Origin of the sequence: Microbacterium aurantiacum (genome assembly GCF_031625015.1) — a bacterium.
Lineage (GTDB): Bacteria > Actinomycetota > Actinomycetes > Actinomycetales > Microbacteriaceae > Microbacterium > Microbacterium aurantiacum.
In genome coordinates, this window is the sequence record NZ_JAHWXH010000002.1 from 418,403 (window position 1) to 441,774 (window position 23,372).

23 protein-coding genes and 1 tRNA gene are annotated in these 23,372 nt (G+C 69.8%); 6 read left to right on the forward strand and 18 right to left on the reverse strand.

Going from position 1 to position 23,372, the window contains the following annotated elements:
- Positions 1 to 12: 12 nt before the first annotated feature.
- Positions 13 to 1,305 (reverse strand): aminodeoxychorismate synthase component I, encoded by a 1,293-nt coding sequence (pabB, locus tag KZC50_RS11615; protein ID WP_310891780.1) that lies wholly within the window; start codon positions 1,303 to 1,305, stop codon positions 13 to 15.
- Between the two features lie 44 nt (positions 1,306 to 1,349).
- Here pabB and KZC50_RS11620 point away from each other — a divergent pair, with 44 nt between their 5' ends.
- The 4 genes from KZC50_RS11620 to KZC50_RS11635 are packed head-to-tail and all read left to right on the forward strand — an operon-like array spanning position 1,350 to position 4,739.
- Complete coding sequence (locus KZC50_RS11620; protein WP_310891781.1) at positions 1,350 to 2,039, forward strand: DedA family protein; 690 nt, start codon at positions 1,350 to 1,352, stop codon at positions 2,037 to 2,039.
- A gap of 4 nt (positions 2,040 to 2,043) precedes the next feature.
- On the forward strand, positions 2,044 to 3,090 hold the full coding sequence (locus tag KZC50_RS11625; protein ID WP_310891782.1) for an App1 family protein phosphatidate phosphatase: 1,047 nt from the start codon (positions 2,044 to 2,046) through the stop codon (positions 3,088 to 3,090).
- Between the two features lie 33 nt (positions 3,091 to 3,123).
- Entirely contained in the window at positions 3,124 to 3,843 is a 720-nt protein-coding gene (locus KZC50_RS11630; protein ID WP_310891783.1) for an SOS response-associated peptidase, read from the forward strand.
- Complete coding sequence (locus tag KZC50_RS11635) at positions 3,840 to 4,739, forward strand: 3-methyladenine DNA glycosylase (protein ID WP_310891784.1); 900 nt, start codon at positions 3,840 to 3,842, stop codon at positions 4,737 to 4,739. The genes KZC50_RS11630 and KZC50_RS11635 overlap by 4 nt, the downstream gene beginning before the upstream one ends.
- Here the strand turns inward: KZC50_RS11635 and KZC50_RS11640 are convergent.
- The 12 genes from KZC50_RS11640 to rplU all read right to left on the reverse strand — a co-directional run bounded on the left by KZC50_RS11640 (position 4,736) and on the right by rplU (position 13,937).
- Positions 4,736 to 5,947: a glycoside hydrolase family 3 N-terminal domain-containing protein gene (locus KZC50_RS11640; RefSeq protein WP_310891785.1), complete on the reverse strand. Its 1,212-nt coding sequence runs from the start codon at positions 5,945 to 5,947 to the stop codon at positions 4,736 to 4,738. The two genes, KZC50_RS11635 and KZC50_RS11640, sit on opposite strands and share 4 nt — an antisense overlap.
- A gap of 23 nt (positions 5,948 to 5,970) precedes the next feature.
- A complete protein-coding gene (locus tag KZC50_RS11645; RefSeq protein ID WP_231718037.1) occupies positions 5,971 to 7,065 on the reverse strand; it encodes a zinc-binding metallopeptidase family protein in 1,095 nt (364 codons plus the stop codon).
- 81 nt (positions 7,066 to 7,146) lie between these two features.
- Positions 7,147 to 7,222 (reverse strand) — tRNA-Ala (locus tag KZC50_RS11650).
- A 71-nt stretch (positions 7,223 to 7,293) separates the two neighbouring features.
- The gene (rsfS, locus tag KZC50_RS11655; protein ID WP_301135355.1) at positions 7,294 to 7,671 is read right to left on the reverse strand and encodes a ribosome silencing factor; all 378 of its coding nucleotides are present in this window, start codon (positions 7,669 to 7,671) and stop codon (positions 7,294 to 7,296) included.
- Complete coding sequence (locus KZC50_RS11660; RefSeq protein WP_310891786.1) at positions 7,668 to 8,762, reverse strand: hypothetical protein; 1,095 nt, start codon at positions 8,760 to 8,762, stop codon at positions 7,668 to 7,670. Before KZC50_RS11660 ends, rsfS begins: the two co-directional genes overlap by 4 nt.
- Positions 8,759 to 9,355, reverse strand: coding sequence for a nicotinate-nucleotide adenylyltransferase (gene nadD, locus KZC50_RS11665; RefSeq protein ID WP_301135358.1), 597 nt, complete (start codon positions 9,353 to 9,355; stop codon positions 8,759 to 8,761). The genes KZC50_RS11660 and nadD overlap by 4 nt, the downstream gene beginning before the upstream one ends.
- Positions 9,356 to 9,364: 9 nt before the next feature.
- Positions 9,365 to 9,586 carry a hypothetical protein gene (locus KZC50_RS11670; RefSeq protein WP_053548264.1) on the reverse strand — a complete coding sequence of 74 codons (222 nt, stop codon included), beginning with the start codon at positions 9,584 to 9,586 and terminating at the stop codon, positions 9,365 to 9,367.
- A 56-nt stretch (positions 9,587 to 9,642) separates the two neighbouring features.
- On the reverse strand, positions 9,643 to 10,902 hold the full coding sequence (locus tag KZC50_RS11675; protein WP_310891787.1) for a glutamate-5-semialdehyde dehydrogenase: 1,260 nt from the start codon (positions 10,900 to 10,902) through the stop codon (positions 9,643 to 9,645).
- Positions 10,899 to 11,738 (reverse strand): glutamate 5-kinase, encoded by an 840-nt coding sequence (gene proB / locus KZC50_RS11680; RefSeq protein WP_310891788.1) that lies wholly within the window; start codon positions 11,736 to 11,738, stop codon positions 10,899 to 10,901. The genes KZC50_RS11675 and proB overlap by 4 nt, the downstream gene beginning before the upstream one ends.
- Complete coding sequence (gene obgE / locus KZC50_RS11685) at positions 11,735 to 13,246, reverse strand: GTPase ObgE (RefSeq protein ID WP_310891789.1); 1,512 nt, start codon at positions 13,244 to 13,246, stop codon at positions 11,735 to 11,737. Before obgE ends, proB begins: the two co-directional genes overlap by 4 nt.
- 106 nt (positions 13,247 to 13,352) lie before the next feature.
- Positions 13,353 to 13,610, reverse strand: a complete 258-nt coding sequence (rpmA, locus tag KZC50_RS11690; RefSeq protein WP_053548268.1) for a 50S ribosomal protein L27 — start codon at positions 13,608 to 13,610, stop codon at positions 13,353 to 13,355.
- Positions 13,611 to 13,628: 18 nt separating this feature from the next.
- On the reverse strand, positions 13,629 to 13,937 hold the full coding sequence (gene rplU / locus KZC50_RS11695; RefSeq protein WP_053548269.1) for a 50S ribosomal protein L21: 309 nt from the start codon (positions 13,935 to 13,937) through the stop codon (positions 13,629 to 13,631).
- A gap of 216 nt (positions 13,938 to 14,153) precedes the next feature.
- Between rplU and KZC50_RS11700 the strand changes: the two genes are divergently transcribed.
- Entirely contained in the window at positions 14,154 to 14,426 is a 273-nt protein-coding gene (locus tag KZC50_RS11700; RefSeq protein WP_301135365.1) for a DUF4031 domain-containing protein, read from the forward strand.
- Here KZC50_RS11700 and KZC50_RS11705 read toward each other — a convergent pair.
- Complete coding sequence (locus tag KZC50_RS11705) at positions 14,423 to 16,777, reverse strand: Rne/Rng family ribonuclease (RefSeq protein ID WP_310891790.1); 2,355 nt, start codon at positions 16,775 to 16,777, stop codon at positions 14,423 to 14,425. The genes KZC50_RS11700 and KZC50_RS11705 overlap by 4 nt on opposite strands.
- Positions 16,778 to 17,107: 330 nt before the next feature.
- Here KZC50_RS11705 and KZC50_RS11710 point away from each other — a divergent pair, with 330 nt between their 5' ends.
- Positions 17,108 to 17,722, forward strand: coding sequence for a vitamin K epoxide reductase family protein (locus tag KZC50_RS11710; RefSeq protein WP_310891791.1), 615 nt, complete (start codon positions 17,108 to 17,110; stop codon positions 17,720 to 17,722).
- 6 nt (positions 17,723 to 17,728) lie between these two features.
- Here KZC50_RS11710 and ndk read toward each other — a convergent pair whose 3' ends face one another.
- Genes ndk through ileS form a run of 4 tightly spaced genes read right to left on the reverse strand, consistent with a single transcriptional unit; the run spans position 17,729 to position 23,289 of the window.
- Positions 17,729 to 18,145 carry a nucleoside-diphosphate kinase gene (ndk, locus tag KZC50_RS11715; RefSeq protein WP_310891792.1) on the reverse strand — a complete coding sequence of 139 codons (417 nt, stop codon included), beginning with the start codon at positions 18,143 to 18,145 and terminating at the stop codon, positions 17,729 to 17,731.
- Complete coding sequence (locus tag KZC50_RS11720) at positions 18,142 to 18,564, reverse strand: DUF4233 domain-containing protein (RefSeq protein ID WP_053548274.1); 423 nt, start codon at positions 18,562 to 18,564, stop codon at positions 18,142 to 18,144. Before KZC50_RS11720 ends, ndk begins: the two co-directional genes overlap by 4 nt.
- A complete protein-coding gene (locus KZC50_RS11725; RefSeq protein ID WP_310891793.1) occupies positions 18,554 to 19,909 on the reverse strand; it encodes a bifunctional folylpolyglutamate synthase/dihydrofolate synthase in 1,356 nt (451 codons plus the stop codon). Before KZC50_RS11725 ends, KZC50_RS11720 begins: the two co-directional genes overlap by 11 nt.
- Entirely contained in the window at positions 19,906 to 23,289 is a 3,384-nt protein-coding gene (gene ileS, locus KZC50_RS11730; RefSeq protein ID WP_310891794.1) for an isoleucine--tRNA ligase, read from the reverse strand. Before ileS ends, KZC50_RS11725 begins: the two co-directional genes overlap by 4 nt.
- Positions 23,290 to 23,372 lie beyond the last annotated feature (83 nt).

The following is a 23,372-nucleotide window of genomic DNA, read 5'->3' on the forward strand; positions in this document are numbered from 1 at the left end:
GGAACGGGCCGTTCACCAGCCGTCGGGCACGGGTGCGCCGAGCGCGGAAAGGGGCCCGCGCGCCTTGATGCCGACCTCCGCGACCTCGGCATCCGGCCGGGATCGCCAGGTGATCCCGCCGCCCGCACCCACGTACGCGCGAGCGCCCGTGACGACGATCGAGCGGATGGTCATGGCGAGATCGAGCGCACCATCCGCCCCGACCCACCCGAACGCGCCCGAGTACACGCCGCGAGGGGCCGCCTCCAGGCCATGCAGCAGCGTCATGGCGGAGAGCTTCGGAGCGCCGGTCATGCTGCCGGCCGGGAAGGTGGCGGCCATCAGAGCGCCCACGGTGACGTCCGGTCGCAGGACCCCCGAGACCGTGCTCACCAGCTGATGGACCGCGGGATAGGTCTCGACGTCGAGGAGGTGGTCCACGCCCACCGAGCCGGGCGTGCACACGCGCGAGAGGTCGTTGCGCATGAGGTCGACGATCATGACGTTCTCTGCGCGCTCCTTCGGGTCCGCCGCAAGATCGGCGGCCAGCGCCCGGTCCTCCTCCGGGGTGGCGCCTCGCGGCCGCGTGCCCTTGATCGGACGGGTCTGGACCCGTCCGCCGTGGACGCCGAGGAACTGCTCCGGACTCGCGCTGAGCAGACTCGTGTCGCCGATGCGGATGAATCCGCCGTGGTGTGCCGGCGTCAGCGCGCGCAACCGCCGGTAGACGGATGCCGCATCCTCGACGCCGTCGACGTCGAAGCGCGTGGTGAGGCAGAGCTGGTAGGCGTCGCCCTCGCGGATGGCATCGCGGCAGGCTGCGATCAGCGCGCGGTAACGGGTCGGGGTGTGGCGTGCCCGTGCCTGCGACGCAGCCGCGGGTGGCGGTGGCGCGGGCGACGGTGCCCGCCGCACGAGAGCGATGAGATCAGGAAGATCGGCGGGTGCCGCGCGGATCCGGACGCGACGGTGTGCGTGATCGAAACCCACCACGGCGTCGGCACTCACCCAGCGGCCTGCGGCGCGGCCGGGCTCCTCCGTCGCGGGAGCGCCGGCAAGCGCGGCGGCCCGGTCGTACGGCATCCACCCCACCCATCCGCCGGCGAGAGGACCCACCGAGACGGACGGGGGCTCGCCGCCGCCCGCCGGAACCGAGGCGACGGCTTCATCCGGGGCGCGTTTCCCCGATCCGACCCAGCTCCACCCGGTCGTCGCGTCGGGGCCGGCATCCAGCCAGAAGACGTCGTCCGAGCGCTGCTCCCAGACCGCGAAGACCGCTTCGGGGTCCGCCCACTCGGAGACCTCCACCGTCGTCGATGCCGTCACGTCCTCCAGGCTAGGGGGGATGCCGGCGATCTAGGCTCGAGGGTGTGAACGAGATCCTCACCTGGCTGCTCGACACGGTGCAGTCCGTCGATCCGGCGATCCGCACCATCGTCGCGGGGATCGCCATCATGCTCGAGACGAGCGTGCTGATCGGACTGGTCGTTCCCGGCGACACCATCGTCATCGTCGCAGGCACTGCAGTGGCGTCGATCGGCGAGGGGATCCTCCTGGGTGTCGTGGTCGTCGTCGGGGCACTCGCCGGGGAGACCATCGGCTTCTTCCTGGGGAGGTGGCTCGGCCCGGCTATCCGCCGGTCCCGGCTCGGTCGCCGTATCGGCGAAGAGAACTGGGTCCGTTCCGAGCGCTACCTCCGACGTCGCGGGGGGCCGGCGATCTTCCTCTCCCGATTCCTTCCGGTCCTGCATTCGCTCGTCCCCCTCACCGTGGGGATGAGCGGGTATCCCTACCGCCGCTTCCTCGCCTGGACGGTGCCGGCGTGCACGATCTGGGCGTTCCTCTACGTCGGTGTCGCCGCCGCTGCCGCCGGCACGTACCGCGAACTCGCCGACCGGATCCACTTCGCGGGATACCTCTTCGTCGGAGTGATCCTCGTCTTCCTCATCCTGGTGTTCGTGTCGAAGAAGATCATCGAGCGGGTCGAGCGCAAGCACCTCGATACGGGGGACGACGGCTCGGAGGCGTCCGCGACGCCGCGCGAGGGCATGGAAGACTGAAGCGATGGCTTCGCGCGCCCCCCGCCCCGATCGTCCCAAGATCCTCTGGCTCGCCCGATGGGAGTACCGCTTCCACGCGTGGCGCGAGCGGCGTGCGCGTGCACGCGGACTCACCCCGACCGTGACCCCGTTCCCCGGCTACGGCGGCGAGGACTGGGTCCGTGTGCTCGGGCGGGTCCTCATCGTTCCGCCGCGAGCGGGCGGCCGGGCGCGGCGCTCCGGCGGCTGGGAGAGCGTGCGGGGGTGGCGGAGTTTCGTCGCCGTCCCTGTCGGCTACGCGCAGGTCACCGTCCGGATCGGGGATCGCACGCACGAGGTGGTGGCCGACCGCGGCGGCGTCATCGACACGCGACTGCCCGCATCGCTCCCCGCCGGATGGCAGAACGTGGAGGTCACGGTCGAGGGCGGCGACCCGATCCCCCTGCGCGTGTTCGTGGTGAGCGCGGACACGCGCTTCGGTGTGGTGTCGGATGTCGATGACACGGTGATGGTGACCGCGCTCCCCCGCCCTTTCATCGCCGCGTGGAATTCCTTCGTCCTCGACGAGCACGCCCGTCAGCCCGTGCCGGGGATGGCGGTGATGATGGAGCGGGTCGTCCGCGAGCATCCCGGATGCCCGGTCATCTATCTGTCCACGGGCGCGTGGAACGTCGCGCCGACGCTGAACCGCTTCCTCCGCCGACACCTGTTCCCGCCGGGGTCGCTCCTCCTGACGGATTGGGGCCCGACGCACGACCGGTGGTTCCGCAGCGGAATGGCTCACAAGCTCGCCAACCTCCGCCGCTTGGCCGAGGAGTTCCCCGACGTCCGGTGGCTCCTGGTCGGAGATGACGGCCAGCACGATGATGAGATCTACACGACCTTCACGGACGAGCATCCCGAGAACGTCGCGGCGGTGGCGATCCGCAAGCTCTCCCCGGCGGAAGCCGTCCTCGCCGGCGGACGCACCGCGGTCAACGACCACGCCGCGGCGGAGGTGCCGTGGGTGAGTGAATCCGACGGCGCGGGTCTTCTCGACCGTCTCCGCGAGGTGGGGATCGTCTCACGCTGATCGACGTCGGCCCCCGCGCGTAGGCTTTCCGGCATGTGCGGTCGATTCGTCGTGGCCCGAGCGGGTGAAGAGCTGGTGTCGGTGCTCCGTGCGGACGTGATCGCCGATGACCTCCCTGCCCCGTCGTTCAACATCGCGCCGACCGATCGTGCGGCGATCGTGCTCGACTCGGTGAAATCCGAACCACCGCTGCGCCGGGTCGAGGCCGCGCGGTGGGGGCTGGTGCCGGGCTGGGCGAAGGACCTCTCGATCGGCGCGCGTGCGTTCAACGCCCGGGCGGAGGAGGTCGAGCAGAAGCCCATGTTCCGCAACGCCCTCGTCTCCCGCCGGGCGATCGTGCCGTGCACCGGGTGGTACGAGTGGAAGACGGGCCCGGCGGGCAAGGTCCCCCACTACCTCCACGCCGCCGACGACGCCCCGCTCTTCCTCGCGGGACTGTACGAGTGGTGGCGGGATCCCGGTCGCGCCAACGATGATCCGGCCCGCTGGGTGCTGAGCTTCACCATCCTCACCCGGAGCTCCGTCGGTGCGCTCGCGGACATCCACGACCGTATGCCGCTGATGGTCGACGCCGATCATGCCGACGCATGGCTGGACCCTTCGACGGAGAACGTCGGCGACGTCCTCGACGCCGCTATGGATGCCGCGCCGAGTATGGTGCACACTCTCGACGATCGCGTGATCGGGAGCGCTGTCGGGAACGTGCGCAACAACGGTCCCGAGCTCATCCAGCCGGCCCCGGACGCCGCATGAGCCTCCTCGCGGTCGACGGCGGCGCGTTCGTGTCGCTCGCGCCGGAAGAATGGCGCGACCTCGAACGCCGCCATCGTGAGCGTGCGGACGCGATGACGCGGGCGCACCGGGACCGTGCAGCCCGGGGCGAGCGGCATCCCGTGATGGACTTCCTCTTCCGCTATTACGGCTACAAGCCCGCGCTGCTGCGCCGCTGGCATCCGGGCGCGGGTGTCGTCCTCCGGGACGCCGGAGACACCGGGCGATCGTCGTGGCGGTGGTATCGCCGCGCCGACTCCACGGAGGACCTCGTGGTGGACGTGGACTCTTTCCGGAACGAGAAGGCCGCGCTCATCGGCGGCATCCACGCGCTCCTCGTCGCCACGGCGAGGCGGCGACCGCGGTTCGGCTGCTTCGGATTGCACGAGTGGGCCATGGTCTACCGCTCCCCCGACATCCGGCACGACATCCCGCTCCGGCTGGGTCGGGCGGCGACCGACGCGGTCGTCGAGTCGAGCGACCTGGCCTGCACGCACTTCGACGCCTACCGGTTCTTCACACCGGCGGCCGCGCCGAGAAATCCCCTCCCGCTGACGCGCGACACCCAGCTCGACACCGAACAGCCGGGATGCCTCCACGCCGGGATGGACCTCTACAAGTGGGCCGTCAAACTCGGGCCGCTGGTCCCGGGCGAGCTTCTGCTCGACTGCTTCGAGCTGGCCTGCGACATCCGCGAGGTCGACATGCGGGCCTCCCCCTACGATCTGACCGACTGGGGCTACGCAGCGATCGCCATCGAGACGGCCGCGGGAAAGGCCGAGTACGGGCGACGTCAGCGGATCTTCACGGAGCGAGGCGCGGGCCTGAGGGCGCGCCTCGTGGAGATCGCTGCGTCTCCCGCATCGACGCCCGCTTAGGGGATCGCCGTGCATTCCGTGCAGGGCATGAGCGTGTCGCCCTGCGCGGCGGTGGAAAGGCGCAGCGCCATCACCCGGGTGGCGGCCTCTTCGAGCCGACCTGAGGACAGGGTTCCCTCCTCCACCGCGGCGGTGATGCCGGCCACCATCGCCGGCGCCGTATCGGCTGTGGTGAACATCACCGACAGCACCATGTCGTTTCCCGCCGCAAGCGCGGACACCGCGTTGGCGACCGGGTCGTCGTATGCGGCGATGCCGGAGGCCTGGAGCATCCCGAGGTCGTCGGTGATCGCGACACCGGTGAATCCGAGGTCGTCCCGCAGGATGTCGTGCCATGCGGAGGAGAGGGACGCCGGTGCGGTATCGACATCGGTGTAGGCGAGGTGGCCGAGCATGACCAGCGGCACGCCGGCCTCGATGGCCGCGCGGAACGGCGCACCGTCACGCGTCTCCCACTCTGCACGCGTCATGTCGGTGGTCGGGATCCCCTGATGGGAATCCCCGGGGGCGGCTCCGTGGCCGGGGAAGTGCTTCGCGGTGGACAGCACGAGACCCGCTTCGCCCCGGACGGCGGCACCGACGTGATCCGCGGCGGACTGCGGTGTTGCGCCGAGCGCACGCGCATAGATGAACATGGAGGGGTCGTCGGTCACATCGGCGACGACGCCGAAGTTCACGGTCGCCCCCGCGCGAGCGACGAGGGAGGCTCGGGCGGCGAACGCGGTGCCCGCGTCGTCGACCGGGGCGTTCTTCAGAGTCCGCGCGGAGGCATTGTCGTCCCACGAAAGGCGGGAGACGTCGCCGCCCTCCTGGTCGATGCCGATGAGCGGTGGGAGCTCCGGATCGACCTGCAACGCCGAGGTGACGGCGCGCAGCTCGCCCTCCGACGCGGGGATGTTCGCGCCCATCAGGATGAACCCCCCGATGCCCGTTTCGCGCATGTACTGCTCGAGGACGGCCGGGTCCGTCGTCGGCAGGTGCCCCATCACGACGCTCGCCGCGCGCTCGGCGGTGTCCATCCGTGACACGAGCGCCTCGGCGTGCGCCGCGAGCTCATCCGATGTCCCCGCGACGGCGACGCCGCGCGCCCCCGTCGTCTCGGCGACGTCCGGCAGGTCCTCCGCGGCATGTACGGAGCTGAGGGAGCCCAGCACGATGCTCGCGGCGAGGAAGAGCCCGACGGCGCCCGCGCGTATCGGTGACGGCATCCTTCCAGCGTACGCGCGCCGCCTCACGCCCGCTCGGTGTCCACCGATACCGCCGTCGCGATCGCGATCTGAGCGTCGGGGTCCAACGGCGCCCGGGTCACGAGGTCGTGGATGAAGGAGAGCTTCCGGCGGACAGGAGCCACCAGGGTGAAGGGGTACAGGTCGCCGTGCCCCATGGACCGGTTCGTCCGGTTGAGGGCCTGCGCGATCCACTCCCAGTCATCGAGCAGGCGTTGGACCGACTCGTTCCGATACGAGGCCTGGGGGACGACGTCCGTGTCGCGGAAGGTCGTCGCCTCGGCATCCAGGTGGATACCGAGGCTCGCCGCCGTCTGGAGCGTGCCGGTGATGTGGAGGTAGTGCGCGAAGGTCTCTGCGAAGTCCTCCCAGGGGTGCATCGTCGCGTACTCCGAGATGAACGATTCGTGCCAGTTCTCGGGGGCGCCGAGCCGGTAGTGCCGGTCGAGGGCATCGCGGTAGCTGGACCGTTCATCGCCGAACAGGTCGCGGCAGGCCCACCACGCGCGGTCGTCGGTGAGGAGGACGTTCTGGTAGTAGTGTCCGGACTCGTGCCTGAGGTGTCCGAGCATCGTCCGGTACGGCTCGCCCAGACGAATCCTCAGCGCCTCGCGCCGATCATCGAGACTCTCGGCGAGATCCAGGGTGATGATGCCGTTCGCGTGCCCGATCGTCACCGGTCGGCCGTCAGTGAGGCTGGAGAGCAGGTCGAAACCCAGTCCCCCCTCTTTCGCGTGCCACGGCGCGATCGGGAGCCCCAGGTCGGACAGTTGGAGGAGGAGTCTCCGCTTGGCTTCCTCCGTGCGCGCCAGCTTGTCCAGGGCCACGGTGTCGTCGGACTCCGGTCGCCGGCGGGTGAGGCGGCACGACAGGCACCGTCCTGCCGGCGCATCCTCGCTCACCAGCCAATTGCAGGCCCACTCCCGGTTCGAGCACGCGTACCACTGGGTGCCGTCGATCACCACGCGGCCGTGACGGATGCCGTGGAACTGACGGGTGAGGACGTGATACCCGAGCTCGCCCTCGCACCGAGGACAGATCAGGGTGTCGAGGTAGACGAACCCGCGACAGTGCGGGCAGCGCGGCTGCGTGGTGATCACGTGCTCACCGTAGTGGACGGACGCCGCGATCATCTCGCTTGCAGGAACGCAAATCCCCCCGGTGTTCCCGGGGGGATCATCTGGTGGACCTGAGGGGACTCGAACCCCTGACCCCCTGCATGCCATGCAGGTGCGCTACCAGCTGCGCCACAGGCCCTGACGTCTTCCCGGATCTCCCGGGGCAACTCCCCCAGCTTACAACATCCGGAGCGCTCCGCCGAACCGGCGTCAGTCCGCCGTGGACGTGGCGGGGAGGTCGATCGGTACGACCGGGCAGTCCTTCCACAGACGCTCGAGACCGTAGTACATGCGCTCCTCCTCGTGGAAGACGTGCACCACGAGGTCGCCGAAATCGAGCAGTATCCAGCGCGACTCCTGGCGTCCTTCGCGGCGCAGGCGCTTGAAGCCGTGCTCCAGCAGACGGTCCTCGATCTCGTCGGCGATGGCGGCGACGTTCCGCTCGTTGCGTCCGGTGACGACGAGAAAGATGTCGACGAGCGGCAGGGGCCCCGAGACGTCCAGCGCGACGAGGTCCTCACCGCCCTTGGAATCGGCGGCAGCGGCGGCGACGGCGAGCATCTCGCGGGGGACGGTTCGGTCGGTCATGCGAAGACTCCTGTGACGAAAGCGAGGATGAGGACGCCGACGAGCGCCAATGCGAGAGCTCCCGCGGTGATGGCGAGAGTCATCATGAGGCGGCTGCCCTTCTCGGGCGCCGGTGGGGTGATGATCTCTCCGGGCGTCTTGGCTGTGCTGACAGCGGCGCTGGCGGCGATCGGTGTCGGTGACGAGTGCGCCGGCAGCTCTCCGTCCACGAGCACGGCATCGACATCCTTGCCGTCGGCCGTGCCGAGCGCGTGTCCGGTGGAGCCGAGCCCCTCGGGCAGGTTGAAGGTGCCGGTGATGAGCACTTCGCCGGTGGCGGTCACCGGCGCCACGAGCGCGGACACCTCCGGCGTCTGCGTCATGATGAGCGCATTGGACGCCGTCGCCGACCCGCTGGATGAGCGTGCGAGAAGCTGGTCGAACGACGGCGGGAGCTCGACGGAGGGGGTCTCCCCGGCGAGGAGGTCCGCGCCGAAGGCCGCGCCGACGACCGGTCGGTCTTCGGCATCGGTGGTCGCCTCGCCCGCGTCGTCGAGCTTCCGGCCGAAGGCATCGCGCGCGTCCGTGCCCGGTTTCGACGTGGCGTCGCCTGCGGACTCCGGCCCAGGCTCCGTCGCGACGAGCGCGGCCGAGCCTGCGAGCGAGGCGGCGGCGATCTCGGGTGTGATGACGGGAACGGATGCCGTGCGGATGCGCTCCTGCTGACGTGCCTGCCGTCGGGTCAGTGGTGCGGCGCCGAGATCGACCGAGGAATCGGGCGCGGGCGTCTCGGCGATCTTCGCCTCATCGGCCGCACGCGGGAGAGGGGCGGGGATGGCCTCGATCACCGGCACCGCGACCGGTGCCGGAGCGCTGTCGGAATCGAGGTCGTGCTCGTCCTCGATCGAGCCGGCGTCGGCGGTCTCGGGGGCATCGCCGTCGACGGGCAGATCACGGTCTTCGGACGACGCGGGGGCTGCCTCCTCCCGGGTGGCGGCTGCGTGCGCGTCGGCCTCCGCGGGGAGGATCACCGGTGTCGCGCCGGTGTTCCGGATCTCGCGCAGCTGCTTGCGGGTGAGGGGCGGGGTGGCCGGTTGCTCGGGTGTGTTCATTCCTTGCTCCGGTAGAGGTGGTGCTTGGCAATGTATTGGACGACGCCGTCGGGGACCAGGTACCACACGGGGTGTCCGCGTTCGACGCGATCGCGACAGTCGGTGGAAGAGATGGCAAGCGCGGGGATCTCGAGCTGGCTCACGTCCTCGCTCGGGAGTCCCGAGGTGTTCAGCACGTGGCCTGGACGCGAGACCGCGACGAAATGGGCGAGCGCCCACAGCTCGTCGTGATTCCGCCAGCTGAAGATCTGCGCCACCGCATCCGCGCCGGTGATGAAGAAGAGCTCCGCCCCGGGACGCTGCTCGGCGAGGTCGCGCAGCGTGTCGATCGTGTACGTCGGTCCGGCGCGATCGATGTCCACGCGGCTCACGGTGAAGCGCGGATTGGAGGCCGTGGCGATCACCGTCATGAGGTACCGGTGCTCGCTGGGCGAGACCTCCGTCTTCTGCCAGGGCTCGCCGGTCGGGACGAAGACGACCTCGTCGAGATCGAAGGACTGGGCGACCTCGGACGCCGCGACGAGGTGACCATGGTGGATGGGGTCGAACGTGCCGCCCATCACCCCGATCCGCGGGGCCCGTGTCGCTGTCATGCGGTGGGCTTAGTGCCCGTGTCCTGCACGCTGGATGTCGTTCGCGTGGGCCTTCGCGTAGGCCTCGGCCTTGTGCGAGTGGCGGTTGGCGACGTTGCGATACGACACGGTCACCAGCGCCAGGGCACCGAAGACGACGAGTGCGACGATCCCGTACCCCACGGTTTCGAGCGCGACGTTCCCGTGTTCGGCTTCCTCCGCTGCGAGGGTGAGGATCGTGGCGAGTGTCATGCGTGCTCCGTTCGAGTGTCGGCCGCGCGGGGCGCAGTCGTATTCAGTTTAGGCGTTCAGGCCCGGACGTGCCCGGCGCCTCGCGCAAGCCACTTCACGCTCGTGAGCTCGGGAAGCCCCATCGGTCCGCGCGCATGGAGCTTCTGCGTGGAGATCCCCACCTCCGCGCCGAAACCGAACTCGCCGCCGTCGGTGAAACGGGTCGAGGCATTGACGACGACGACGGCGGCGTCGACCTCCGCGAGGAAGCGCTCGGCGCTGCCCTCGTCCTCCGTGATGATCGCCTCGGTGTGCTGCGTCGAGAACGTCCGGATGTGCGCGATCGCGTCGTCGATGTCGTCCACGATCCGCATCGCCACGTCGAGGCTGAGGTACTCCTGCGCCCAGTCGGCGTCCGTGGCGGGCACGACATCCGTCGCACGTGCCGCGACACCGGCGTCGCCGTGCACGGTCACACCCTGCTCTTGGAGGTCGGCGACGATGACCGGGACGAGCCGGTCGGCGGCATCCCGGTGGACGAGGATGGTCTCCACGGCGTTGCAGACGCTCGGCCGCTGGACCTTCGCGTTCACGATGATCTCGCGCGCCCAGTCCTCGCGCGCGGAGGCGTCGACGACGATGTGCACCACGCCGGCGCCCGTCTCGATGACCGGCACCTGAGATTGGGTGACCACCGTTTCGATCAGCTGCGCGCTCCCCCGCGGCACGAGCACGTCGACCAGCCCACGCGCCTGCATCAGGTCGCGTGCACCGTCACGGCCGAGATCGTCGAGCGTCTGGATGGCTTCGGGGTCGACGTCCTGCGCGCGCAGTGCGTCCCGCATCGCCCCGACGAGTGCCGCGTTGGTCCGTTCCGCAGCCGTCCCTCCTCGCAGGACGACGGCGTTGCCTGAACGGAGGGCGAGTGCTGCGATGTCGACGGTGACGTTCGGGCGCGCTTCGTAGATGGATCCCACGACGCCGAACGGCACGCTCACCTTCGTCAATCGGACACCGCCACCGATGACCCGCTCGTCCAGGACGCGGCCGACCGGGTCGGGGAGCTCGGCGACGTCGCGGACGGCAGAGGCCAGAGCGGCGACGCGCGGCGCATCCAATCGGAGCCGATCCTGCAGGCCGTCACTCAGACCGTTCGCGCGGCCCCGGGACAGGTCCTCGGCGTTCTCGGCGACGATCCGGTCGGTGTGGGCGACGATCGAATCCGCGAGAGACCGAAGGACGTCACGCTTGCGCTCGTCCGACAGGAGGCCGATCTCGCGCGAAGCCGTCTTGGCCAGTTCCATCCGTTCACGGGCGGTGGTCACGGTGACGCTCATCCCTTGAGCCTATCGACGGCGCGGACGGAGCCGGTCATGGACGTGGGGCGCGGGGCGGGATCGGGATGGAACCAGGTACCGACCGGGGCGCCGTCGAGAGCGGGACCGACCAGATCCGCGCTCGTGACCAGCACACCCACCCCGGCCGTCGCCGCCAGGCGCGCGGCGGACGCCTTGGTCGCCGCGCCGCCGGTGCCGACGCTGTTGACGACGACGGAGCCGAACTCGTAGCCCCGCAGATCGTCGCCGACCTCGACGTCGGTGATCGGACGCGCACCCGGTTCTCCCGGCGGGCGGGTGTAGAGACACTCGATGTCGCTCAGGAGGACGAGAGCGTCGGCGCCGATCAGCTGCGCGACGAGGGCGGCGAGTCGATCGTTGTCGCCGAAGCGGATCTCGTGTGTGGCAACGGTGTCGTTCTCGTTGACGATGGGGAGGATGCGCAGCCCCAGGAGGCGCTCCATGGCGCGACGGGCGTTCGACCGGTGCGTGGAGTTCTCGAGGTCTCCGGCGGTCAAGAGCACCTGGCCGGCGACGATCCCGAACGGGCGGAGGGCTTCCTGGTAGCGGTAGATGAGCATGTTCTGACCCACCGCCGCCGCGGCCTGCTGCGTCGCGAGATCGCTCGGTCGCTCGTCGAGGGCGAGGAACGGCATCCCCGTGGCGATCGCTCCGGAGGAGACCAGGACGACCTCTGTCCCCCGCGCGTGGGCCACGGAGAGCGCATCGACGATCGGTCCGATCTTGTGCGTGTTCTCACCGCTGATCGACGAGGAACCGACCTTCACCACGACGCGACGCGCGCCCGGGATGTCGGTGCGCAGCAAGGCGCTCACGCGTCCTCCTCCACATCCCACCCGTGCTGCTCGGCGCGGCGCTCGGCCTCCAGCTCTGCGCGCGCCTGTGCTTTGGCGTCCATCTGCTCGTGATACTTCTCGCGCCGCTCGCTCGTCGTGCGGCGCCCGCCCTGGTACAGGCGGGGGTCGGTGCCGCGCGGGGCGGTCATCAGCTCCGCAGCCGAGCTCAGGGCCGGCTGCCAATCGAAGATGACGCCGTCGCCGGCCCCGATCACCACGGTCGCCCCGGGCGTCGCACCGGCGCGGTAGAGAGCATCGTCGACGCCGATGCGATCCAGTCGATCGGCGAGGTAGCCGACCGCTTCGTCGTTGGTGAAATCGGTCTGCTGCACCCAACGCTCGGGCTTCTCGCCGAGGATGCGATAGATGTTGCCCCAGGTCCCGCCTTCGACGCGGACGTCGAACGCCCTGTCGGCGCCGGTCGGTCGGATGACGACGCGTTCGGGTGCCGGAGCCGCGGCCTGCTCTACCCGGTGCGCGGCGACGAGCTCACCCAGGGCGAACGAGAGCGGGCGAAGGCCTTCGCGGCTGACGGTGGAGATCTCGAAGACGCGATAGCCGCGCGCCTCGAGGTCCGGCCGGACCAGGTCCGCCAGATCGCGCGCCTCGGGGACGTCGACCTTGTTCAGGACGACGACCTGAGGCCGCTCGAGGAGGGGGGTCTGCCCATCGGGGACGGGATAGGCCGCGAGTTCGGCGACGATGACGTCGAGATCGGTGAGCGGGTCGCGGCCGGGATCGAGGGTCGCGCAATCGAGGACGTGCACGAGGACACTGCAGCGCTCGACGTGTCGCAGGAACTCGAGGCCGAGACCGCGGCCTTCGCTCGCACCCTCGATCAGACCGGGCACATCGGCCACGGTGAAGCGCACCTCACCGGCCTCGACGACGCCGAGGTTCGGATGCAGCGTCGTGAACGGGTAGTCGGCGATCTTGGGACGCGCAGCGGACACGGCCGCGATGAGGCTGGACTTCCCGGCCGACGGGAAGCCGACGAGGGCGACATCGGCGACCGTCTTCAGCTCCAGGAGGACGTCGCCCTCCCACCCGGGCGTGCCCAGGAGGGCGAAGCCGGGCGCCTTGCGCTTGGGGCTGGCGAGGGCGGCATTTCCGAGACCCCCGCGGCCGCCGGGGGCGACGATGAACCGGGTTCCGGGTTCGACGAGATCGATCAGTGGGGTTCCATCGGCGTCCTTGACCACGGTCCCCACCGGGACCAGAAGTTCGAGGTGCTCGCCGGCGGCACCCGAGCGGTCGTCGCCCATGCCGAACCCGCCGTTGCCGGCGGAGCGGTGCGGCGAGTGGTGGTACGAGAGCAGCGTCGTGACCTGAGGGTCAGCCACGAGGACGACGTCCCCTCCGTTGCCGCCGTTTCCGCCATCGGGGCCCGCGAGCGGCTTGAACTTCTCTCGACGCACCGACACGCAGCCGTTGCCGCCCTTGCCCGCGCGCAGATGCAGGGTCACACGGTCGACGAAGGTGACCATGGCATCTCCTTCCTGTTGCGCTCGAGCCCGAGCCGCTGTCTGTACGGAAAAAGCGAGGGGCGAGCCGAAGCCCGCCCCTCGCCGATGTGGTTCGTGGAACCTCGGATCACTCCGCGGCTGCGACGATGTTGACGACCTTGCGGCCGCCCTTGTTGCCGAACTCGACCGCACCGGCCGAGAGGGCGAACAGTGTGTCGTCGCCGCCGCGTCCGACGTTCGCGCCGGGGTGGAAGTGGGTTCCGCGCTGGCGGACGAGGATCTCGCCGGCGCTGACGACCTGACCGCCGAAGCGCTTCACGCCCAGGCGCTGTGCGTTGGAGTCGCGACCGTTACGGGTAGAGCTTGCGCCCTTTTTGTGTGCCATCTCTGCGTCTCCTCGCGGTTACTTGATGCCGGTGATCTTGACGCGCGTGAGGTCCTGACGGTGCCCCTGGCGCTTCTTGTAACCGGTCTTGTTCTTGAACTTCTGGATCACGATCTTCGGGCCGCGCTCTTCGCGGAGAACCTCGGCCGTGACGGACACCTTCGCGAGCTTGTCGGCGTCGGTCGTGACGGTGTCACCGTCGACGAGCAGCACAGCGGGCAACTGGATCTTGTCGCCGATCGAGGCGGCCTGACGGTCGAGCACGACGATGGTGCCCACTTCGACCTTTTCCTGCCGGCCGCCGGCGCGCACAACTGCGTAAACCACTTCACACCTGTTTCGTCTTGGGAGCGCTCGGCTCCGGTTGTCTTTATGAGACTGGGAAGTCACTGATGCGGAAGCAAAGCTCTTTTCGACCGACGGTGAAGACGGACCGGGACGCACCAAGGGTCTAGGTTACCGGATGCCGCGCCCAGCCGCAAAAGCCGGTGCCCGCGTGTCGCCGGCGAGGTCTCTCCGCATCCTGCTCGATACGATCTGGCCATGGCGATCCTGATCGATGAGCCGATGTGGCCCGCGCACGGTCGGCTGTGGGCGCACCTGGTCAGTGACACCGACCTGGAGGAGCTGCACGCGTTCGCCGCCCGCAACGGCATCCCCCGGCGAGGCTTCGACCGGGACCACTACGACGTCCCGGCCGAAGCCCATCATCGCCTCGTCGACGCCGGCGCGGAACACGTCGGCGGACGCGAGCTGGTGCGCCGCCTCATCGCCTCGGGTCTGAGAGTGACGGCGCGCCAGCGGCGCGGACTCTAGCTCGACGCCCCCGTGCCGGCTGAGGGGTCGTGGACGACCGGCGTGCCCGTGAGCGCCGCAGTGGTGACACGACGGCGCCCGCGTCCCTGGCCGGGCGCCTTGGGCTCCGGGAGCGCGCTCAGCACGGAGTCCAGGAGCAGATCCTTCTCGGTCTTGGGTGCGCCGCCGGAGTCGGACCGCTTCTTCCGAGCCTTCTTCGGGCGCTCCGCCGGGGCGTCGACGCGGGGCGCCTCGGGCTCGGTGGCGTCGGACCCGGCGGGCTCGCGGATCGCGACCTCCTCCTCCGGGTGGTGGATCGTGGATGCGGCGATCTGGGCCAGCGCCGACTTGACGCCCTCCGTGATCACGTGCGTGCCCTGCGACGACGAGGCGGCGGCGCCGTTCGACGCGGAGCCGTTGCCTCCGCGGGAGCGGCGATTCGACGACGTGCCGTTCGAGGGGCCCGTGCGGTGCTTGACGACGGGATCGTGATGCACGATCACGCCACGCCCGGCGCAGACGTCGCAGGCCTCGCTGAAGGTCTCCAGGAGACCCAGGCCGAGCTTCTTGCGGGTCATCTGGACGAGGCCCAGAGACGTCACCTCGGCGACCTGGTGCTTGGTGCGATCCCGGCTGAGGCATTCCACAAGCCGTCGGAGGACCAGATCGCGGTTCGACTCCAGGACCATGTCGATGAAGTCGACGACGATGATCCCTCCGATGTCGCGCAGCCGGAGCTGACGGACGATCTCCTCGGCGGCCTCGAGGTTGTTCTTGGTCACCGTCTCTTCGAGGTTGCCGCCCGAACCGACGAACTTGCCGGTGTTGACGTCGACGACGGTCATGGCCTCGGTGCGGTCGATGACGAGCGAGCCTCCCGAGGGAAGCCACACCTTGCGGTCCAATGCCTTCTCGATCTGCTCCGTCACGCGGAACTCGTCGAACGGGTCGTCGTTCCCCTCGTAGGCGACGACACGCTCCAGCAGATCCGGGGCGACCGACTCGAGGTACCGGCTGATGGTCTGCAGCGCCTCGTCGCCCTGGATGAGCATGCGGGTGAAGTCCTCGTTGAAGACGTCGCGCACGATCTTGACGAGCAGGTCGGGTTCGGAGTGCAGAAGTGCCGGGGCCGAGATCGACTGCACCTGGCTGCTGATGTGCTCCCACTGCGTGGTGAGGCGCTGGACGTCGCGGGTGAGCTGATCCTCGGTGGCGCCTTCGGCCGCCGTGCGCACGATGACGCCCGACGATTCGGGCAGCACCTCTTTGAGGATCTTCTTCAGTCGCGCGCGCTCCGTGTCGGGGAGTTTGCGCGAGATGCCGTTCATGGCACCGCCGGGGACGTAGACGAGATAGCGGCCCGGCAGCGAGATCTGGCTGGTGAGGCGGGCGCCCTTGTGCCCGACGGGATCCTTGGTGACCTGGACGAGCACGCGGTCGCCGGACTTCAGTGCCAATTCGATGCGACGGGGCTGATTGCCCGTCTCGACCGCGTCCCAGTCCACCTCGCCGGAATACAGCACGGCGTTGCGCCCGCGGCCGATGTCGACGAAGGCCGCCTCCATGCTGGGGAGCACGTTCTGCACGCGCCCCAGGTACACGTTGCCGATCAGGGAGGCATCCTGGTTGCGCGCGACGTAGTGCTCGACGAGGACGTTGTCCTCGAGGACGGCGATCTGGATCCGGCCGCTCTTGGACCGGACGATCATCTCGCGGTCGACCGCCTCGCGGCGCGCCAGGAACTCCGCCTCCGTGACGACGGCGCGACGACGGCCGGCTTCGCGGCCGTCGCGGCGGCGCTGCTTCTTCGCCTCCAGCCGGGTGGACCCCTTGATGCGCTGCGGCTCGGTGATGACCTCGACCGGACGCTGGCGTGCGGGCGGGGCGGACACCCGGTCGTCCGCGCCGTCGGCACCGCCGCGTCGGCGGCTGCGACGGCGGTTGGACGAGCGCGGCTCGTCGGGCTCGGGCTCATCGTCCGGCAGGGCGGGCAACGGCGCGACGGCCGGGGCGTAGAAGTGCAGCTGCGTGCTGACGGCGGAGACGAACGTCTCGGGGAGGAGCCCGAGGCTGACCGCGGTCGGCGGGCCGCTCGGCTCCGCCGCGGGCTGCTCGGTCTCGGGTTGCTCGGGCTCGGCCGGCTCTGCCACCGCGTCGGCAGCTTCCGCGGACGCGTCGACGGTTGCCGACGCGTCGCCGTCGGACGGCGCGTCGCCGTCGGACACAGCGGTCTCGGCGCTGACATCCGACGTGGTCGGGTCGACCTCGTCGGTTACCGCGGGCGTCGAGGACGTCACGTCTTCGGATGCCGCGGGGGCTGCGCTCTCCGTCTCGGAACTGTTGTCGGTCTCGTCGTATGTGCCATCGGCCATCGCTGCCGTACTCCCAGCGGGGCGACACCGCGCGTCGCCCGGCGAAATCTCGTGCGGTGCCGCACCTGCGGTGCCGCGAACTCACTCGGTCTACAACGGGATCCCGGCTGTCGCGGCGGGACCTGCCGTTGCGAAGGGCGTTCGTCGCCCTTGAAGTCTTCGGTGATGTACGTCACGGCGCGGCCGTGGTGCATCGGGAGCCATTATCGCACTATCCCGTCTCGATTGCCCACACGCGGCGCGGGCGGGTCGGCAGCGCCGCAAGGAGAGCAGGGCATTCTCACGGCCCGCCGGGAGGGGACATCCGGCACGCGGTGAAATAATCCCCGAATGTCCGACACTGCGCGCTCACGTCCCACGGTCCTCGCGATCTGGCTGATCCTCGCGGGTGCGATCGGCTGGTGGGCGGCGTTCCAGCTCACCCTGGAGAAGCTACGCGCCCTCACCAATCCGGGAGAAGCCGCGTCCTGCGACTTCAGCGTCCTGGTCCAGTGCACGGCGAACCTCGACTCCTGGCAGGGCAGCGTCTTCGGTTTCCCCAACCCGCTGCTCGGCCTCAGCGGATGGATCGCACCGATCGTCGTCGGCGCCGCGCTCCTCGCCGGCGCGCGGTTCGCGCGCTGGTTCTGGATCGCGTTCGCCGGCGGAATGGCGTTCGCGTTCGGATTCGTGATCTGGCTCATCGGTCAGAGCATCTACGAGCTGAACACCCTCTGCCCCTGGTGCATGGTCACGTGGGCCGTCACCATCCCCACGTTCTACGCCGTGATCCTGCATCTGTTCGCCGGTGGCGTGATCCCGGTGTCTGCGCGCACGCGGCGCACGGCCCGAGGACTCGGCGCGTGGATCCCGCTCGCCGCGATCGTCAGCTACGCCGTGATCCTTCTGCTGGCGCAGGTGGAGATGGACGCCATCCCCAACATCCTGCAGACCCTCTTCGGCTGATCCCGCTCAGGCGAACCAGATGCCGAGCTCCCGCGCGGCCGATTCGGGGCTGTCCGATCCGTGGACGAGGTTCTGCTGCACTTTGAGGCCCCAGTCCCGTCCGAAGTCGCCGCGGATCGTCCCGGGAGCGGCCGTGGTGGGGTCGGTTGTGCCCGCGAGCGATCGGAAGCCCTCGATGACGCGGTTTCCGGCGAGACGGATCGCGACCGACGGGCCGGACATCATGAACTCGAGCAGCGGCTCGTAGAAGGGCTTGCCCTCGTGCTCGGCGTAGTGGCGCTCAAGTCGCGCGCGATCGGGTTCGACGAGACGGATGTCGACGAGGGCGTAGCCCTTCGCCTCGATGCGGGCGAGGATCGCGCCGGTGAGGCCGCGGGCGACACCGTCCGGCTTGATGAGGACGAGGGTCTCTTCGGTGGTCATCGCTCAGTGTTCTCCTGTGTTCCGTCTTCGTCGTGAGTGGCGGCGAGCCGTGCGTTGCGTCGGTCCAGCGCGCCTCCCTTGATCGTCGCATACGCGTACATGCCGCCGAAAATGAGCGCGACCAGCGCCAGCGCCGGCACCAGGAACGCACCCAGGGCCACGAGCACCTGCAGCGCCCACCCGAGTCCGATCCCCCACCGGTGGCGCACCAGTCGAGCGGTGACGATCATCAGCGCGGCGACGACGACACCGGCGACGATGCCCCACCATGCCGGGATCGGCTCGGGAAGCGCCCTGAGTCCGTAGATCGTCAGGCCGCCGAGGAAGGCGATCACCGCCTCGAAGGACAGCACGATCGAGGCGAGCGATTCCTGCGCTCCCCGAGCCCGCCGCATCCGCGGCTCCCGCTCACGCGCCATCGGCGGCACCCTTCCACGACTGCGCGTCGGCCAACGCCAGCGCTTCCCCGGCCAGGACGACCGAACCCGCGACGACCACGGCGCGCCCGGCGGCGGATGCCGCCCACTCCCGTGCGGCGGTGGCGGCGTCGTCGAGATCACGATGCACGGTGACCGCGAGCCCCCGCCGCTCCGCCGCGTCCGCCACGGTGTCCTCGTCGGAGGCGCGATCCGACGACGGCGCGGTCGCGAAGACGTGTGCGGCGACGGGCGCGAGGGCGTCGACGATGCCGTCCACGTCCTTGCCGTCGAGGACGCCCAGCACGACACCCCACTCCGGGAAGTCGAAGGACTGGCGCAGGGCCGCAGCCAGCGCCGCCGCTCCGTGCGGGTTGTGGGCGGCGTCGACGAGGACCGTCGGGTCGATGCCGGCGAGGTGCAGTCGACCCGGGGAGGACACCTCCGCCCAGGCCTCGAGGATCGCGTCTGCGGACAGTTCTCGGCTGCCGCCGCCGACCAGGGCCTCGACGGCCGCGACGGCGAGCGCCGCATTCTGTCCCTGGTGGGCGCCGTGCAACGGCAGATAGAGCTCGGGGTACTCGCCCGCCAACCCGCGCACCGTCAGCAGCTGGCCGCCGACGGCGAGCTTCTGCTCGGCGAGACCGAAGTCGCTGCCCTCGAAGGCGATGCGTGCGGGGGTCTGCGCGGCGGCGTCGCGCAGAACCGCCGCGACGTCGGGATCCTGGCGGGCCGACACCACGACGGCGTCCGGCTTGATGATGCCGGACTTCACCGACGCGATCTCGACCAGGGTTTCCCCGAGACGGTCTGTGTGGTCCAGACCCACCGGGGTGAAGACCGCCACATCGCCGTCCGCGGTGTTGGTGGAGTCCCACGCGCCACCCATACCGACCTCGACCACGGCGACGTCCACGGGCGCGTCGGAGAAGGCGACGAAGGCGAGGACGGTGAGCAGCTCGAAGAACGTGAGCGGGGCGTCGCCGGCCTCCGCCAGCTGCGCGTCCACGAGAGCCACGAACGGTGCGATCTCGTCCCAGGCCGCCACGACGGCGGCGTCGGCGATCGGTTCTCCGTCCACCACGATGCGCTCGGTGAACCGGATGAGGTGCGGGCTGGTGAACAGACCCGTTCGCAATCCCAGGCTCCGCAGCAGGCTCTCGATGAGGCGCGCGGTCGAGGTCTTGCCGTTGGTGCCCGTGATGTGGATCACCCGATACGTGCGCTGCGGATCGTCGAGATACTCCAGCAGACGTCGCGTGCGCTCGATGCGCGGTTCCACCCACTGCTCGCCTTGGCGCGTCAGCAGTTCGGCGTAGACCTCGTCGGCGCGGGCGCGTTCACTCATCGGACGTTCTCCACTCGGGTCACCGAGACGAGGAAGCCGCCTCGGTTGGCGTACGTGCCGGCCGCGACCTCGGTCGAGAAGGCCGGCGCGGAGTCGGGGCTCGGCTCGGTCGCGGTCCACGCGAGCTCGTCGCGCCCCGCGATCGACACCGAGTGCGCGACCGCGAGGGTTTCGCCCGCGATGTCGGCGGACACGAAGGCGCTCTCGACCGCGGCGCCGTCCTCGGCATCGCGGAAGACCAGCGCGAGGCGGATGCGATCGCTGACGTCGAAGCCGGCCGCCTTGCGTGTGTCCTGGATGGCGCGGATGACATCGCGGGCGAGTCCCTCCGCCTCCAGCCCGGGCGTCGTCGTGGTGTCCAGGAGCACGAAGCCTCCGCCGGGCAGGAGCGCCAGCGCCTCGCCCTCGGGTCGTCCCGTGGTCTCGAGGACGAGGTCGTACTCCGTCGGCTCCAGTCGGATCCCCCCGGCCGTGACGACGCCGTCGTCCTCGGTCCAGTCGCCGGCCTTCGCGGCGCGGATCACCTGCTGGACGTTCTTCCCGAGACGCGGTCCGGCCGCGCGTGCGTTGACGGAGAGGCGATGGGTGATGCCGTACTCCCCCGCGGTGCCGTCGGTGAGGTCGGCGAGTGCGACGGTCTTCACGTTCAGCTCGTCGCGGATGATCGCCTCGAACTGCGCGAGCGCGGCCGCGTCGGGGAGGACGACGGTCAGGCGCGGCAGGGGCAGCCGCACCCGCTTGCCCTCCTTCTTCCGCAGGGCGTTGGCCACCCGCGAGACATCGCGGACGGCATCCATCGCACGACGGATGTCGGATGCCGGGGCGAACGCGGCGGCATCCGGCCAGTCCTGGAGGTGGACGCTCCGCCCGCCCGTGAGACCCTGCCAGATGCGCTCGGCGATCAGTGGGATGAGGGGCGCCGCGACGCGTGTGACGGTCTCGAGCACCGTGTACAGGGTGTCGAACGCGTCGCGACTGGTCGGGTCCTCCCCCACGCCTTCCCAGAACCGATCGCGGGAGCGGCGGATGTACCAGTTGGTGAGGGCCTCGGTGAAGTCGCGGAGCTTCTCAGCGGCACTGGTGGAATCCAGGGCGTCGAGGTCGGCGGCGACCGCGGTGACGAGATCGCCGGTGAGGGCCAGGATGTACCGGTCGAGCACGTCGGTCGAGTCCGTCCGCCATGTCGCGGTGTAGCCCGAGCCGTCCGCGCCCCCGGCGGCGTTGGCGTATGTGGCGAAGAAGTACCACGCGTTCCACAGGGGCAGGAGGAACTCCCGGACACCGGCGCGGATCCCCTCCTCGGTCACGACGAGGTTGCCTCCGCGCAGGACGGAGCTCGACATCAGGAACCACCGCATGGCATCGGAGCCGTCACGGTCGAACACCTCCGACACGTCGGGGTAGTTGCGCAGCGACTTCGACATCTTCTGCCCGTCGCTGCCCAGCACGATGCCGTGGCAGCTGACACCCGTGAACGCCGGCCTGTCGAACAGTGCCACCGAGAGCACATGCATGACGTAGAACCATCCCCGCGTCTGGCCGATGTACTCCACGATGAAGTCGGCGGGTGAATGCTCGTCGAACCAGTCGCGGTTCTCGAACGGGTAGTGCACCTGGGCGTAGGGCATCGAACCCGAGTCGAACCAGACGTCGAAGACGTCCTCGATCCGGCGCATGCGAGACCGGCCCGTGGGGTCGTCGGGGTTGGGCCGCGTCAACGCGTCGATGTACGGGCGGTGGAGGTCGACCTCGCCGGCCTCGTTCCGAGGCAGGTCTCCGAAGTCGCGTTCGAGCTCCTCCAGCGACCCGTAGGCGTCGACGCGCGGATAAGCCGGGTCGTCGCTCTTCCAGATCGGGATCGGCGACCCCCAATAGCGGTTGCGGCTGATGGACCAGTCCCGCGCACCTTCGAGCCACTTACCGAACTGCCCGTGCTTGACGTTCTCGGGAGCCCACGTGATCTGCTCGTTGACCTCCAGCAGGCGGTCCTTGATCTCGGTGACCCGGACGAACCAGCTGGACACGGCCTTGTAGATCAGGGGGTTCCGGCAGCGCCAGCAGTGAGGGTAGGAGTGCTCGTAGCTGGCCTCGCGCAGGAGGCGGCCGGCGTCGCGGAGGAGCCGGATGAGCGGGCGGTTGGCGTCCATCCAGAGCTGGCCCGCCACATCCTCCACGGCGGGGAGGAAGCGTCCGCCGTCGTCGAGGGAGAGGATCGTGGGGATGCCGGCGGCCTCGGCCACCCGTTGGTCGTCTTCGCCGTACGCGGGTGCCTGATGGACGATGCCGGTGCCGTCGGTCGTGGTGACGTAGTCGTCGACGAGGATCCGCCATGCCGAACCGGTGCCCCAGGTCTCGGCATCCGCGTAGTAGTCGAACAGGCGGTCGTACGACACGCCGTCGAGGTCGGCGCCGAGGACGGTGCGGGTGACGGCGGCGCGCGCCTCCTCGGCGGTCTCGTACCCCAGATCCTTCGCGTACCCGGCGAGCAGGTCTTCGGCGAGCAGGTACTCGTGCGCCGTCGCCTCGATCGCCTCATCGGGGTGCCCGGCGGCGTCTCGGTGGACGTCGGCGGCGCCGAGCGGTCCTCCGGGCACCACCGCGTAGACGATGTCCGGGCCGACGGCCAGAGCGAGGTTGGTCGGCAGGGTCCACGGGGTCGTGGTCCAGGCGAGTGCGCGCACCGCGGTGAGCCCGAGGGCTTCGGCCTTCGCGCCGACGAGGGGGAACGTCACCGTCACGGAGGGATCCTGGCGGGTCTTGTAGACGTCGTCGTCCATGCGCAGCTCATGGCTGGAGAGCGGGGTCTCATCGCGCCAGCAGTACGGGAGGACACGGTAACCCTCGTACGCCAGTCCCTTGTCGTACAGGCTCTTGAACGCCCAGAGCACGGACTCCATGTACCCGGTGTCCAGCGTCTTGTAGCCGCGCTCGAAATCCACCCAGCGGGCCTGTCGGGTGACGTAGTCCTCCCACTCGCGCGTGTAGGCCAGCACCGAGTCGCGCGCCTTCGCGTTGAAGGTCGCGATCCCCATCTGCTCGATCTCGCTCTTCTCCGTGATGCCGAGCTGCTTCATCGCTTCGAGCTCGGCCGGAAGACCGTGGGTGTCCCAGCCGAAGACCCGGTCCACCCGCTTGCCGCGCATGGTCTGGAAGCGGGGGAAGAGGTCTTTGGCGTAGCCGGTGAGCAGGTGGCCGTAGTGCGGGAGACCGTTGGCGAACGGAGGGCCGTCGTAGAACACCCATTCCGGAGCGCCCTCCCGCGCGGCGATCGAGGCGCGGAAGGTGTCGTCGCTCCGCCAGAAGGCGAGGGTGTCGGCCTCGATCTCGGGCAGGCGCGGGCTGGGGACGACGGGTTCGTCGGAATTCTGTGGGTAGGTCATCGCACTCTCGCAGCCGGACGGACGGATCACGCCGGGACGACCCTCGCGAGCCGCGGTACCACCCTGCCTTGGCGGGAACACCC